The organism is Comamonas sp. E6 (genome assembly GCF_001010305.1).
Classification (GTDB): domain Bacteria; phylum Pseudomonadota; class Gammaproteobacteria; order Burkholderiales; family Burkholderiaceae_C; genus Comamonas; species Comamonas thiooxydans.
In genome coordinates this window covers 17,329-31,642 of record NZ_BBXH01000025.1, presented here as the reverse complement: position 1 = coordinate 31,642, position 14,314 = coordinate 17,329, and the positions used below count along the sequence as shown (strand labels likewise).

The window sequence follows — 14,314 nt, the reverse complement described above, 5'->3', positions numbered from 1 at the left end:
CGCCAAACAAAAAAGCGTCCCGACACCCATAAATCTGTCGGGACGTCAATTCAATATTGGGCTGGCGGCAGCGGCTTTGTGCTTACCACAGCCCAGTTACCCTTTGCAGACTGCCTAAGAGTTAACCGCTTTCGAAGGCTTGGGCAGCAGTTTGCATCCTTGTCTCCGTAATCGCGCACATCTACAGTAATTGAATCTGCAGTAGCCCCCACGACTTTCTCCACATAGCGAGGGAGTCCCTCGTCAACTTGCGGCGAAGATTCCGAAGGACTGACATAAAAACTATCTCCTGCACCCACCTTTACAACAGCAATTCTTGCTGAACTAGTGCCAGAGCCTCCAAGACAACCGATATCTCCATGCCAAATAACGGCAAATTTTGCATCCTCTCTATTGTCGAATGACTTGTAGGGGATCATAGCTGCAATGCTATTAGCATCCGGCGCTACATCTGAACAGGCAATTGCTGCGCTGTAATGCTTGACTACAGCCAATATAGCTTTTGTTTGTGCCTTAACTGGTGGCGCTGCCATATCCTGTGCATATACACCTGCTGCTGATGTAGAAATTGACAGTGCAGCGAACAGATACGCTGATATTTTGATAATTTTCATATCCCTCCTTTATAAGACTAGAGGAAATATATCAAAAACCCATGTCAGCAGTCACTTCTACGAAGCTTATCTGATCAATCGCGCCTCAGCTGTTCAGCCGATTGCGATCCGCCGCAATCTGGCCGCGCAGCAGGCTACGAGGGGTGTCTCGCTTTTTTGGGGACCAGGCTACCAAGGTCTCTAACCACGCCCGCGCCGTCTGCAGCAAAGGCTGCGAGTCGCTGGTGCTGATATGCGAGATCTCGGCAAGCACGGCGTCACCGTGCAAGCTGGGCGTTGCGGGCGGCTATATGGGTGTTGGTATGGATGAGATCGTCACCGGCTTGATTGCCACGGCATTTGCTGGAACTGACAGTAATGCCGGTCTGCTGCCCCATTCTCACGCCTATGTCCGTCTAAAAATTCGTTCGAGCCGACGCTGCTTCACGGCGCGGCTTAACTCAGGTGTGTTGATTTCCACTCAAAACTGACCCACCTCTGGTGGTCAAAGTGGCCTGGCACGAAACTTTTTTATGCGACAGTGCCAATCGATTTAAGACTGGTAATCTTCGTACTCCCATGAGAAAAATCTACAGAGGACTTGCAATGATTGCTCCCAGGTTGGCCGCTCAGCGCTACTAATTATTTCATCGATTGTAGATTTTATCAGTTTATAATCAAAACCATTAACAATTATCATGTGCCTGGGGATATAAAAATCCTTAGCTAGGGTCTGGTGCTCAAGCCACGAAGTCGTACATATGCCAACTTGAAAAAGATGGCCACCATCAATGTTTTCCAATCCAATTGTCAGATTTAGCCAAACACAGAAATTTCCAGATACCTCCGGTGTATAGATTTCAAGGTTTTCTGATCCAAAATCTATTCCCTTAATATCTAATTTATTCATTTACAGGTATTTCATTTCAAGCTGTATGTGAATTTTTCATCCCATAAAAATTTTTCATCCTGTGATTTTACTCGATCTAGTATCGATATTATTTCGTCAAACTTCTTCCCTAGTTTGCATTTTGATTCAAGATAATCAAACCAGACCAGATGAAGTGGTCGATCGATACTAGAACTCAGCAAATCCCAAAGGGCATCAAGATTACGACCATAAAACTCTTCAACCTTTAATGCTTTGGCGAGCTGATCATGAAAATCTTGCTCGTCATTAATTTTCTTTCCAAAAATTTTAATAATCATAGTTTATTATTTCCATGCGCCAATTGATTTTTCTGTTTTGTAATGATCTGTAGTTACTGACCTTGCTCCGGCCGGCATTCAATCCGCCGCCGATGGGCACGCCCACGGGGCTGATGGTGAGGCTGCCACCGGCCGACTGGTTGCGGCTGGCGTAGTTGCTGCTGTCCTGCAGGCTTTCGATATTGAGATTGCCACCCACTTCGGCCACCACCTGCTTGCCGCTGACCACGGCCCCCTTGAGGTCGGTGTCGCCCTTGACGCTGACCTGGAAGCCGCCGTCCCCCGCCTGTATGCCGCTTTGCTCGGTAACGCTTTGGTAATTGCTGTTGACCTTGCTCTGGCCGGCATTCAATCCGCCGCCAATGGGCACGCCTGCGGGGCTGATGGTGAGGCTGCCGCCGACCGACTGGTTGCGGCTGGCGTAGCTGCTGCTGTCCTGCAGGCTTTCGATACCGAGATTGCCACCCACATCGGTGATGACCTGCTTGCCGCTGAGAAAGCCACTCTCGGCGCTCTTGCGGATGTGCTGTTCGCAGGATGTTTCTTCAACAGTGACGATGTTGACATCGCGTCCGGCTACCTTACCGTGAGCAGCGCCGTGAGAGTCTGCTACGGGAGATATTCAATCAGATATCTACCCTCAAGCTCCTTTTGCATTTTTTTTGCAAGCATCACGCCCACATTTTTATGTCGAACTTCATCCTCTATTGAAGAGAATCCAGAGTCTGGAGGGTAATCATCATTGAATGTTGCTTGATATTCTTTATCCCACAAAAATAACTCATCTTTTAGACCACGAGAAATAGGCAAATCATCAATATCAATATGACCCATTTTTTCCAAGTCAGGACAAAATAATGGAGGGGATAAGTATTCATTAACCAATCTTAAATTTATCATGGCTATTATTTCCAAGAACTCACAGGATTGGCTCGAATCACAAAACCATTCGAGCCAACCCCAATTGCGATATTTTGTTCAACACCATTGAAGATGATGCGATAGACACTAGCCGATCCATTTTTACCGACAATATTCCCCTGTTCAAGAGCATTCATGACAACAGTAGAAATTTCCTCTCGTGGAATTCCCTTGCCGATGAAATCCCTCTCATGACGTTTGTAGATATGCTGTAACCCCGCAGCATCACTACCCGTTTCAAGCCAAACAACACGCCCATCAGGAACTTGGCGTATATCGACTACTCGTTCTGGTGTGATCTTGGTTCCTACAGGTAGACGCGAAATTAATTCTTCGCGAGCCATTTTAGGGCTAGGAACCTCACTTGAGACATTCACCCCTCCACGCTGTCCCGTCCTAGACCCAGGCAAAGGCCCTGTCCCCGCATTGTCGAGCACCTTGATTCCAAGCTTCGCGCTTAGAGTCGTAGCGACACCCCCAATCAGCAAGGCATTGACCAGCGTCTCTCCTCGTACCTTCGGATCTTCGCTGTAGAGACCGCTGACAATGTTTTCAGGCAGACCCGCTATGCCCTTGACAATCACCAACGCGGTATCTTCCAAACCACGGTTAGCGAGGGATGCTACCAGTTGGTAAGCTGCGTGCCCAAGTCCCACTACCGCTCCTGCAGGGGTGATGTTGCTCAGCCCTGTTGCCAAGCCCACAAGGTATTGGGCATTGGCCTGACATGCGGCCGTGCTGCATTGACGCTCAGGCAGTTGATTGCGAATGGCAGCTTGTGCATTGCTCTCTAACTTCAGAATGTTCTCTACGTCGTTAGCGCTAACGCCTCTATCGAGTAAGTTGGCAATTTCTGTATAGCCCTTGCGGTATTCGGCTTCGAGCGAATTGCAGTTGTTTGTGGCTTTGCAGTTGAGCAGTTCAAGATCGTTTTTCGCGCTGGTGAGATAGGCCTCTTTAATGGCGTCGTCTTTGCAGGTCTGATCGTGGCATGCCTTGATCTTTTTCTCTAATGCCAGTACATCAGCATGCTTGAGATAGTTATTAGCCACCTCATTACCCGCAGCCGCCGCACCACTGACACCGCCTGCCGCCGCTCCCGCCGCAGTGCTGGCCGCTGCCGTCAGCACATCGGCCAGCGGCCCTGTGATGCCCGCTTCATTGAGTGCTTGCGCCACTGCGGGTGCCGTGAGAGTACCAACCGCAGCCCCCGCAGCTCCGCCGACTCCGCCCGTCAGCCCTCCGATCATCGTGTGTGCAGCCAGGCGCAGGCTGCCATTGTCTCCCCAGGCATCTTCCAACTTCTTGGCCTGGGTCTCCAGTTCTGAACGACGCTGTGGGTCGCTTTCCGCTCTGGCCTGTTCTCTCAGTCGGCGAGCCTCTTCTGTCTGCGCTTGGGCATAGTCTCCCACGGCCTTGCTGGCCTGCTTGCCAAACTCCGCCGTGATCGCCACCTGTGCATCGATCTCGCGCTGCACCTTGTTCTGATCAAATATCCGCTCGATGCCCGTGGCGTCGCCCGTGCGCACGCTCTGGTCGCCGGCGATGCCCGAGATACCTGCCGTGGTGGTGCCTTGGGCACTGCCGCTGTCCTGGCCTACGCCGGCTCCCACGCCCTTGACGCCGAACTTGCCCGCATCGTTGCCCACGCTGGCATTGACCCCCACGGCCTGACCGTCATAGTGGGCGCTGTTGTGCAGGTCGCTGGTTGTGAGTGCCCCGCCGGTGCTGAAACGGTTCTTGTCCTGATCTATCGCCGTCTGGTTGCTGGCGATGACGGCGCCCTTGAGGTCGGTGTCGCCCTTGACGCTGACCTGGAAGCCGCCGTCCCCTGCCTGGATGCCGCTTTGCTCGGTGACGCTTTGGTAGTTGCTGTTGACCTTGCTCCGACCGGCATTCAATCCACCGCCGATGGGCACGCCTGCGGGGCTGATGGTGAGGCTGCCACCGGCCGACTGGTTGCGGCTGGCGTAGTTGCTGCTGTCCTGCAGGCTTTCGATATTGAGATCGCCCCCCACTTCGGCCACCACCTGCTTGCCGCTGACCACGGCCCCCTTGAGGTGGGTGTCGCCGCCGGACTGGAGAGTGACGCTGTTGCCTGCCGCTATGTGGGTGTTGGTGTGGGTGAGGTCGTCGCCGGCCTGATTGCCACGGCCTTTGCTGGCACTGACGGTAATGCCGGTTTGCGCTCCCACGCTCACGCCGATGCTGCCGGAGCTTGAGCTGCTGCGGCCACTGAGGCTGGCCGTACTCTGAGCCGCCTGCAGACGGATATCGCCTTCTGCGGCCAAGGTGGCGTCCTGGCCGGCAGTGATATCCGAGCCGCGAACCAGGATGGAGCTGTCCGCCCCCGCCCCCTGGGCAAGGATGTTGACATTGCCACCGGCTTTGACGGTGCTGCCACGTGCTCTGTCGCTGGTCTGTGCCGTGTTGCTCTGGCTTTTGCTGGAGCCCAGGCTGATGGAGATGGAGGCTGCCTTGGTGGGGTCGCCGCCAGCCAGCGCCTGGGCAGCGCCCTGAAGCTCGCCCGCAGAGTTCTTGACGTTCAACGCCGTCGCCGCTGCAGCCAGGGCCTGCATGCGGCCGCTGCTGGTGTTGCGGGCGGCATCCGCCATGTTGTCGGCTGTCTGTATGGCGCTGATGACGGGGCTGCCGATGCTGACGCTCAAGCCGCTTTGCTTGAAGCGTTGCTCGGTGGCGGAGTTGCCGGTTTCGCGGGCCTCGACGATCTGAACCTCTTTGGCCACGACGTTGACATCACCGCCCGGGGCCATGACATCGCTGCCGACTTGCTTGTAAGCATTGCCCGCAACGATGTTGACATCGCCGCCCACGCTGCCAATCGTAGATGCAGCGGCCGTGGTGCGGGTGCCCGTCTGATCGGCACTTTGCATACGGCTGCCGATGGTGAAGCCGATGCCTCCGCCGCCGCCAAAGATGCCGCTCTTGGTTTCCTTGCGGTAGTGCTGTTCGCTGGAGGTTTCCTGGGCTGCGGCGATGGTGACGTCTCGGCCCGCCAGCAAGCTGGTTCCGGCGTCTGAGACAACATTGCTGCCGGCAACCGCGATATCGCGGCCGGCGTTGATAGAGACCGTATCGCCCCCCAGATTGCTTCCAACTGCCGTGGTGCTGTGCAGTTGCTCCCGCGTGGTGACGGTCTTGCTTGAGAGGAAGCCTCTGGAGGTGTGCTGATGCGCCTCGTCCAGACTCTGGCTTGCCTGGCCTGCACTGATCTGGATGTCGTTGCCGGCAGACAGGCTCAATGCCTTGCCTGCATCGATGGTGGCTGCCCTGGCATTGATATCCTGACCTGCGCTGAGGTTCACGCGGCCAGCGCCGGTGATCTGGGTGCCCACATCCAGCGTGCTCGACTGGCGCAAGTAGTTCTTGCTGTCCCAGTTGATATCCTGGCTGCTGCCGACCGCAACCGTGTTGAGGTTCAGCTTGTTGCCAGCGGTGAGCACGGTGGCGCCGGTGCCCGCATTCTGTATCTGCGCCGCCGTGAGATTGAGGTTGTTGCCCGCACTGGCGACCAGCACGCCGGCCGGCCCGGATACATAGATGCCCGCGACGCGATCGATCCCTGTCTGGGTAAAGCGATTGCCGCCTGCCTGGTTTTCGCTGCTTTGCGTGGTGGTTGTGAGGTTCAGGTCACGCCCTGCGGACACTGCGGCCGAGTCCACGCCCTTGATCATGCCTGCGAGGTTGTCAAAATCCTGCCGAGCTGCAAGCTTGACGTCGTTGCCAGACATCTGGCCGCCCAGATTCTGGATGTTCTCGGCCGTGATGCTCAAGGTGTTGCGGCCCGCAATGCTGCCGCTGTTGACGACATTTCCAGAAAGGTTCAGGTTCACATCCGAGCCTGCCAGCAAGGTGCCTGTGCCGTCCAGGTCGCCGGGCTTGACCCTTACATACACTTGCGGAACCAGAACGCTTTGCCTGGAGCCATCGGGTAGCGTCACTTCCTTGGTGACCAGCCAGACGATGTCGCTGGTCAGTTGCGCCACCTGTGCCGCACTGAGCTCGATACCTGGGCGCAAGCCTTGCGCCTGGGCGAAGGTTGCGCCGTTTTGCAGCAAGTCCTTGTATTGCTCGTCATTGCTGGTGTAGTTGCCCAGGAATCGGCGGCCCGTGAGCTGCCCGATTTGCTGCTGCACCAGTTGCTGCTCATAGAACCCGTCGCCCAGTCGCTTTTGTACGGTGCCGGGGTCCATTTGCAGAGCCTGGAGCATGTAGTCCGAAGACAGCCAGTTTTTATATTGCGTGAACCTGGGGTCTGTCTCGACCAGGTATAGCGCGCCTGCTTCAGGGCGCTGGCGATACAGGGAGGTCCCAGGTATCCGGGTGTTGGGCGGGGTGGTGCGAATATTGAATTGAGAGGACGCTGATTTGGCATTGGATGCATCCGTCGCCGCACTCTCGGGGGTCGCGGCTGCACCAACCTTGGCAGAGGCCTGCGCTTGAGCGCTGCTTTCTTGCGCCGCCACACCCGCTACGGCATTGCTTGTGATCTGCCCCTGGGTCTGCGTTGCAGTGGCTGCACCGGCGGCCTGCGTTCCCTGAACGGCTCCAGGAGCCACGGAATGATGGATGGCATCCACGGCGACCGCAGCAGATGCCTGTGCCTGCACCGCAGAAATGGCGCTGGCTCCAGGCGCTGCGCCGGTCGAGGGGTTCGCAGCGTGCTCCGTATATGTGTAGGAGGCCAGTGTCTGTGTCTTGATTGCGCCTGCAGGTGCATAGACCGAGCCGCTGTACTTGCGGTTTGGAGTGCTGGAGCGGCCCTTCCATGTGCTGTAGACATAGCCTTGGTCAACGGATTTGACATCCACGGTCGTAGCTCGGTTGTCGAGTGAGCCGCCCGTCGCGTTGATCGATCCACCCGCCAGAATGGTGCTGTCCTGATTCAGGAGCTTGCTGGATGGATTCGATCCATTCCATTGCAGATTGCCGCCTGCCAGGATTTTTCCGGGGGCAGATTGCGTCACTTGCGCACTTTGCTCGGTGCTGCTGTAGTCGTAGAAGACAAAATCCCCAATCCAGCGATTGCGAATATCCTGGTAGAAGGCATCCAGCTGCGCGTCCAAGGCTGCATCCGCTGCATTGCGCGCGTCCAGCAGCGGTTTGTAGGCCTTGTATTCATCTACGTGAGCCTGGGTGACCTGGACATACCGGCTCCCGCTATCCGAGCTGTCGATGGTGTGATAGCCCACTGTGCAGCGTGCCAGAGTGGCGCAGGGATTGGTGCTGCTTAAAACAGGCGCAGGCCCGGTATAGGGCTGCACGCCAAAGTCGCTCCAGATTCGGTGATCGGCCGCGTAGTGTGCGCCGTTGATGATCTGAGGCGCGACGTTCATGAATCCAATGATTCGGTCGCCGCTGTATTGCATATAGCCCTGGACCCGCTGGCCGTTGTCATCGACATAGCTGGGGTTGTAGTAAGGCGCATATTTCTCGAACGGATATCGCTCAGAAGGCAGGAGCAGGCCTTTGTAATACTGATCGAAGGCTGTGGTTTCACCGGTAGTGAATGAGCAGGTTTCTCCGCCCATGCTGCAACGCCAGTCATTGCCGCTGACCACGAAACTAATGTCCTTCAACCCGGCGCCTCGAACATTGCCGTTGGAGATCAGCAAAACGTCGCTGCCCTTGTAGCGCTGACCATTGGGTGCTTGAAATTCAACAATCTTTTGAGGCTGGCCGTCGACTAATGTCCACTGCAGATGCTCATTGGTATTGCGAACCTGGTCATGCCCCAGCACCATGCTGGCGGCAGCCTCTAGCGTGGCGCTGTTGTTGTTGAGCGTCTGCCCTGCGCCTGTGGCATGCCAATTTGAATCGAGCGCCCCACCAGTGAAGATATCTCCTGCGCTATAAATCAGTGCATTTTCCCGGTTGGTGATGTTTTGAACGCCCAGGTCGATCCGCTCTCGCGCGGCAATCGTTGCAGCCTGGGTGATGCCTGCAACGGTTTCTTCCTGGTTGGTCAGCGCGCTGGCTGCAATCGCTACCCGGTCACCATAAATGCGCCCGGTGCCAACGTTGTTGACATTGCCAGCCTGAATGCGGGTGTCGGCACCGTCGATCAGCCCGCGATTGGTCAAGGTGTCGGAGATCGTGAGCTGGGTTGTTTGCCCACTCAGCAGCTCGCCCATGGCCTGGTTGTCCAGGTTGCTGGCGTTGACAGTCAGGTTCTTTCCGGCTTGGACAGTGACCGGGTTTGTCAATGTGCCCGTGGTTTGCAGCTGCAAGTTGCCACCAGCCTGCAAGGTGCCCGCCAGGGTATGGTCGCCTTGCAAATTCAGGCTTACGTCACCGCGCGAGGCAATCTCTCCTGCGCCGTTCAGGCTGCCTGTGCGAAGGTCCACCTTGTGATCGGCAACGATTTGACCCGCGTTGTTGCTGATGTTCAGTGTGGGAGTGGCGGCCTGGTCGGCGGCAATCTTCAGTTGCTTGCCGGCGCTGAGCTCGCCCCGATCATTGATCAGTTGGCCATCGCTCAGAATCGTCAAGTCCTGGCCTGCACGCACAGCCCCTTGGCCGTTGTCCAGCTTGGCAGCAGTCACGGAAATCGTGCTGGCTTCCAGGCCCAGCGCTTGTGCGCTCCCATCGCCGTTCAAAGCCAGGGTGTTCCTGTTATCGATATTTGCGGCCTGAATCGTCAATGCCTGCCCTACCCGGACCAGCCCTGCCTGATTGGTCAGAGTGCCGCTACCGACGTTGATACCTGCTCCTTGCACCGCAAGAATCTGGCTGCCCGAGTTGTCGATACCTGTTGATTGCAGGTTGAGCTGTGCACCGCTGTATATCTGTGCAGCCTGAGCATTCTTCCCGGTGCTGTTGATCGCGCCGCTGCTCGTGATGTTCAGGTCGGTCTGGGCACTGATCAGCCCCCCTTGGTTGTTCAATGTGCCACTATTAATGTCCAGTTGTGCGCCGGCGACCAGGCCCAGAGAACCTGCGCTGCTGCGGCTTGCCTGGTTGCTCAGAGATTGCTGGTGGGTGTCAATGCCGAGATTGCGACCTGCGGCCACCAGGCCTGCATCGTTGTCCATCTGGCCGGTTGACAGGATGGCGTCTCGTCCCGACACGATCTTGCCTTGGCCGTTGTGCAGTTGATTGCCCGCGCCGTCCAGTGTGAGCCGAATTTCGTTGTCTGCCTGGATCAGGCCTGCAGCGTTCTTGACGGCATTCGTTGTGGTGTGAAGATTGAGGTCGCCCTGAACTGCAACCAATGTGCCCTGGCTGTTGTCCCAAGCCGTGGCTGTTGCCGTCACGCTCTGCTGCCCTGCGACCATGCCGCTGGTGTTGTCGACATCCGCAGAGCTGGTGAGCGTGGTTGCCCCGTTGCCGATGATTTTTCCGCGTGTGTTGTGGAGTCCAGCGGTATCCACGCGAAGCTGGCCGGAGCCAGCATGACCGATCATCCCATCCGTGTTGTCAAGCACCCCACCGGAGATCACAGCGAAGTCCTGCGCATTGGCAACGATGCGCCCCGCACTATTGTTGATAGCGCCAGCACTGCGAATGCCTGCAACGGGGTTGGCGGCTGCGGAAGCCGTATCCGTCTGCTGGATGACGCCTTCGGTATTGTTGATCTCGCCGACATCGATGCTGAGCTGCCCACCACTGAGCTGCGCCTTGGAGCTGTCGAGTTTTTGCCCGGCGGTGGTGGAGATACTCAGCAATCCGGGTGTGCTGATCCTGGCCTGAGCAGCTTGAATATCTCCCGTCGTCGCGCTCAGGGTCACGTCTGCACCGGTGCTTCCAGTGGTACTGCCTTGAAGATCGAGGCTGGCGGCTTTCAGGCTCAATGAGCCTGTCGCCAGTGCCTGCCCATTGGTTTGCAGGCTGCCGGATGTCACTGCCGTCAAGGCGCCGCTGCCACTCAGTTGTCCATTGGCAGCCATGCCGGCCGCCAGAACATTGCCAGCACCGCCGGCAAAGCTGTCTGCAGTGAGCGACAGATTCTTGGACGCGGCAATGGTGCCTTGATTGCCAACCGCGCCGGCCACATCCAAGGTCTGCTCACCAGCTGCGTACAGCGTTGCGCTGTTGTCCAAGCTGGTGGCCGTGGTTCTGAGATCCTTGGCAGCATAGAGGTTGCTGCTGTTGGTGATGGCTTGGGCATTGACCGTGAGGCTGCCGCCTTGGCTCTGAATGCCTGTGGCGCTTCCTGAAGTGCCTGTACGGGTGTTGCCCAGGTCTGCGCTTGTCAGTTGCAGGTCGCCATTGGAGGAGATCAGTCCATCGCTGTTGCTGACATTGCCGCTGCTGGCCAAAGACAAGGTTCCGTTGCCAAGGATCTGCCCACGGGTGTTGTCAAGGCTGGATGCCTGCAGTGCTCCGTGCCCTGAGCCGGCATGGCTGATCAGTCCATCTGTATTGTCCAGCGCACCGGATTGAAGCTTGAGATTTGCCGCATTGACAACGATGCGCCCGGCGTTGTTGTTCAGTGCGCCGCCCCTCAGATTGATGTCCAGATCAGCGCCCCCGGACTGCTCAATGCTTCCTTGATGGTTGTTTAACTGCCCAACCTGAATTTGCAATTGCTGGCCAGCCAGGCGGCCTGCGGTGTTGTCCAGCGTTTGGCCTGCAACCGTGTTGGCGGTAATGGACAGCTTGCCTGGCGTGCTGATTTGTGAGCCCGCCGTGACAATGCTGCCCTGGGCGGCACTCAGATTCACATCTGCATTGGCACTGCCTGCCGTTGCACTTCCCAGATCCAGGCTGGCGCCGCCGAGGTTGACATTGTTTGCAGCCAATGCCTGGCCGGCTGTCTGCAATCCAGCCGAAGTGGTGACATTCAAAGTCCCTGGATTGACGAGTTTTCCGTCCGCAGCCATGCCTGCAGCCAGCACATTGCTGCCGGCGCCTGCAAACGAGGCAGCTGTCACGTTCAGGTCCTGGGCAGCGGCAATCGTCCCGCTGCTCGTGATTGCACCGCTCGCATTCAGCGTCTGCGCGCGTCCTGCGTAGAGGGTGCCGCTATTGCTCAGACTTGAAGTTGCCGCAATCAGGTTCTTGGCGGCCTGGATGCTCCCGCTGTTATCGAGTTGCTGAACGTTCAGATGAACATCGCCCGTCTGGCTTTGAATGCCTTTGGCTGTGCTTGCCGCAGGGGTGGCGCCATTGATCAATCGAGCACTGGTAATGTCGAGTTGGTCGACCGCAGAGATCAATCCATCTGTGTTGTCGAGCTTGCCCGCCTTGATGCTGAGCTGCGTTGCGCTGATCTGTCCGAGGGTGTTGTCCAGGCGCTGGCTGCTCGATCCGTCGGCTCGGATGGCCAAAAGACCTGCGCTGCTGATGCGGGCGCCGCCCGTCTGGATGTCGCCGCTTTGAGCCGTCAGGCTCATATTGCCTGCTGTGCTTGCCGCGCTGCTCTGCCTGAGGTCCAGGCTTGCGGCATCAAGACTGACGTTGCCTGCTGCCAGAATTTGCCCGGCGCTCTGCAAATGTGCGGATGCAGTTGCGGTCAGGACACCAGCTCCGGCAAGCTTGCCATCAGCGGCCATGCCCGCAGCCAGTACATGGGTGGCTGCGCCATTGAAGCTGCCTGCTTTCACAGTCAGGTTCCGGGCTGCAGCAATCGTTGCGCTGCTGCTCATGCCGCCATCAACTGTCAGTGCCTGGCTGCCTGCCGAATACATGACTCCGCTGTTGTTCAGGGTCGAGGCATGTGTCTCAAGTGCCTGCGCCGCATGGACGCTGCCGCTGTTGCTCAAGGCCTGGGCTTGCACAAACAGGGAGCCATTGCTCACAATGCGCGCGCCATCGGTGACAGCCGTTTGATTGCCGCTTCGGGAGTCATTGAGGAGCTGGCCTTGGCTGCTCAGGTTGAAGCTTCCGCCACCGGCATGCAGCAGCTGGCCTGCCGTGTTATCGATGTTCCGGCCCGCAATGTTCAGGTTACCGGCTGCTGTTTGAATCAGGCCAGCTCTGTTGTCCAGATCCTCTTGCAAAGCGATTGTCTGGTCACTGCTGCCGCTTTGGATGATCTGTCCACCGACATTGTTCAGAGCGTTGGCATGGATGCCGAGACTGGATGCCTGCACTCGCGCGCCATCTGTCGTGAGTGTCCGGCCCGTTTGCAGAGTCATTGTCTCGGTTGCCAGCAACTGACTGCCTTGGGCTTGCAAGTCACCTGTTGTGGCATGCAGTTGCAAGGTTTTGGCCTGCTGGCGAGACGAAGACAGGTCAAGGCTTGCAGCTCGCATCTGCACATTGCGGGTGGCCAGCGCCTGGCCTGAGGTCTGCAGCTGTGCATCTGCATGCACGCTCAGATTTCTATCCCCGAGCAACCGGCCATCCGTTTGCAAGCCAGCCGCCCAGACTGTTGCATCTCGGGCCTGAATCTGCGCTCCAGTCCCTGCAGCCTGAATGGAGACATCACCTAATGCAGCCACTGTGCCGCTGTGTGCCTGGCTCGCCTGCGAACTCAATTGGACATTGCCGCCCCCATAGATGGCACCGCTTTGCTCTATCGCGCCACGCGTGTTCACGACAACATCGGAGCTGGTGGATTGAATAGAGCCGCTGTTGTTGAGCCAGCCTTCACTGTTCAAGGTGAGACTGCCACTACCAGCTTGGAGCAGGCCGGAGTTTCGAACACCCAAGCCAGACTCGGTGCCTACGATAAAGATCTTGCCCGCATACATGCCGCCCAATTGAGCGACGTCCAGGGCGAACTGGGGTTTCGTAGGCTCTGCACCTGTCGCACTGGGCTTGCTTTGCTGGACATTGCCATCGGCGGCAATCTGGTTGACGCCTGTGACGACCTTGAGGTCTTGAGCCCACAGCCCGGCGTTCAGCGAGATGGCTCTTGCAAGGATGTTGGCGTAATCTGCCTTGGTGGCATCAAGCCCATTGCCCTGGATGCTGATGAGACCGCCTTGCACATTCAAGCCGTCAACCGCTCCATTGGCTCCGTAGAGCAGTCTGCCCGTCGTCAGGGTCACGCCTGCAGCATTGATGAAGGACAGGCCATCGACCACCAGACCCGAAGGGTTGGCGATGATGACGTCGGCCCGCCGGCCTGCCACTTCCAGCGGTCCCATCAGGCGGGATTGGGCCGCTGAATTGACTTCGTTGACGATGACTCTGGCGCCGCCATTGGCAAGCCATGGATTGCCTTGCACCCAGCCACCAATCTGGGTTTGCACATTGCTGCGGCTGTTGTTGAGGATGGCGCCTTTTTGCCCGATGTCGAACTGCTGATAGGTGTTGCGGCTCACGCCAGCCGCGGAAGGGGTCTGGATGTTGACCGTGGGCGTGCCGTTGGCTGATTCCAGAACCGTGGGGCGCTGACGGTTGGGGGCCGAGGGATCGGCAATGATTTGCGCAAAACCGGCAGGAGCCCCCAGAGCCAGGGCCAGCATGCCTGCTGTTCTGGCTGCAGCAGAGAACGGGAAATCGCTGAGGAAGGATCTGGCAGTGCGCAAGCTGCCCGCCGACGAGGCACCTGAGCCGGCAACCCCTGTCTGTGTGCTGCCATTGCTGGCCTTGCCTTCGCTGGAAGCTGTTTCCTGCACCACCATCCGGATGCCACGCGCTTGGTTGAAGATAACGCGATGAAGATTCTTGTTCAT

7 protein-coding genes are annotated in these 14,314 nt (G+C 57.5%); 1 reads left to right on the top strand and 6 read right to left on the bottom strand.

The window, feature by feature from the left end:
* Positions 1-50: 50 nt before the first annotated feature.
* Entirely contained in the window at positions 51-614 is a 564-nt protein-coding gene (locus CSE6_RS20655; protein ID WP_152668611.1) for a hypothetical protein, read from the bottom strand.
* A gap of 143 nt (positions 615-757) precedes the next feature.
* Here CSE6_RS20655 and CSE6_RS26195 point away from each other — a divergent pair, with 143 nt between their 5' ends.
* The gene (locus CSE6_RS26195; RefSeq protein ID WP_193751152.1) at positions 758-1,084 is read left to right on the top strand and encodes a hypothetical protein; all 327 of its coding nucleotides are present in this window, start codon (positions 758-760) and stop codon (positions 1,082-1,084) included.
* Positions 1,085-1,146: 62 nt separating this feature from the next.
* Here the strand turns inward: CSE6_RS26195 and CSE6_RS20645 are convergent, their stop codons facing one another.
* From CSE6_RS20645 to CSE6_RS20625, 5 genes are all read right to left on the bottom strand, one after another.
* A complete protein-coding gene (locus CSE6_RS20645; protein ID WP_059441338.1) occupies positions 1,147-1,503 on the bottom strand; it encodes an immunity 8 family protein in 357 nt (118 codons plus the stop codon).
* Between the two features lie 11 nt (positions 1,504-1,514).
* The gene (locus CSE6_RS20640; RefSeq protein ID WP_059441337.1) at positions 1,515-1,802 is read right to left on the bottom strand and encodes a barstar family protein; all 288 of its coding nucleotides are present in this window, start codon (positions 1,800-1,802) and stop codon (positions 1,515-1,517) included.
* Positions 1,792-2,271 (bottom strand): hemagglutinin repeat-containing protein, encoded by a 480-nt coding sequence (locus tag CSE6_RS26530; protein WP_059441336.1) that lies wholly within the window; start codon positions 2,269-2,271, stop codon positions 1,792-1,794. The genes CSE6_RS20640 and CSE6_RS26530 overlap by 11 nt, the downstream gene beginning before the upstream one ends.
* Before the next feature lie 140 nt (positions 2,272-2,411).
* Positions 2,412-2,702, bottom strand: a complete 291-nt coding sequence (locus tag CSE6_RS20630; protein WP_152668610.1) for a hypothetical protein — start codon at positions 2,700-2,702, stop codon at positions 2,412-2,414.
* 5 nt (positions 2,703-2,707) lie between these two features.
* Entirely contained in the window at positions 2,708-14,314 is an 11,607-nt protein-coding gene (locus tag CSE6_RS20625; protein ID WP_059441335.1) for a hemagglutinin repeat-containing protein, read from the bottom strand.

What these genes read in the sequence shown, in the direction of transcription:
- CSE6_RS20655 (WP_152668611.1), bottom strand. Translation starts at nt 614, where the DNA reads ATGAAAATTATCAAAATATCAGCGTATCTGTTCGCTGCACTGTCAATT.
- CSE6_RS20645 (WP_059441338.1), bottom strand. Translation starts at nt 1,503, where the DNA reads ATGAATAAATTAGATATTAAGGGAATAGATTTTGGATCAGAAAACCTT.
- CSE6_RS20640 (WP_059441337.1), bottom strand. Translation starts at nt 1,802, where the DNA reads ATGATTATTAAAATTTTTGGAAAGAAAATTAATGACGAGCAAGATTTT.
- CSE6_RS20630 (WP_152668610.1), bottom strand. Translation starts at nt 2,702, where the DNA reads ATGATAAATTTAAGATTGGTTAATGAATACTTATCCCCTCCATTATTT.
- CSE6_RS20625 (WP_059441335.1), bottom strand. Translation starts at nt 14,314, where the DNA reads ATGAACAAGAATCTTCATCGCGTTATCTTCAACCAAGCGCGTGGCATC.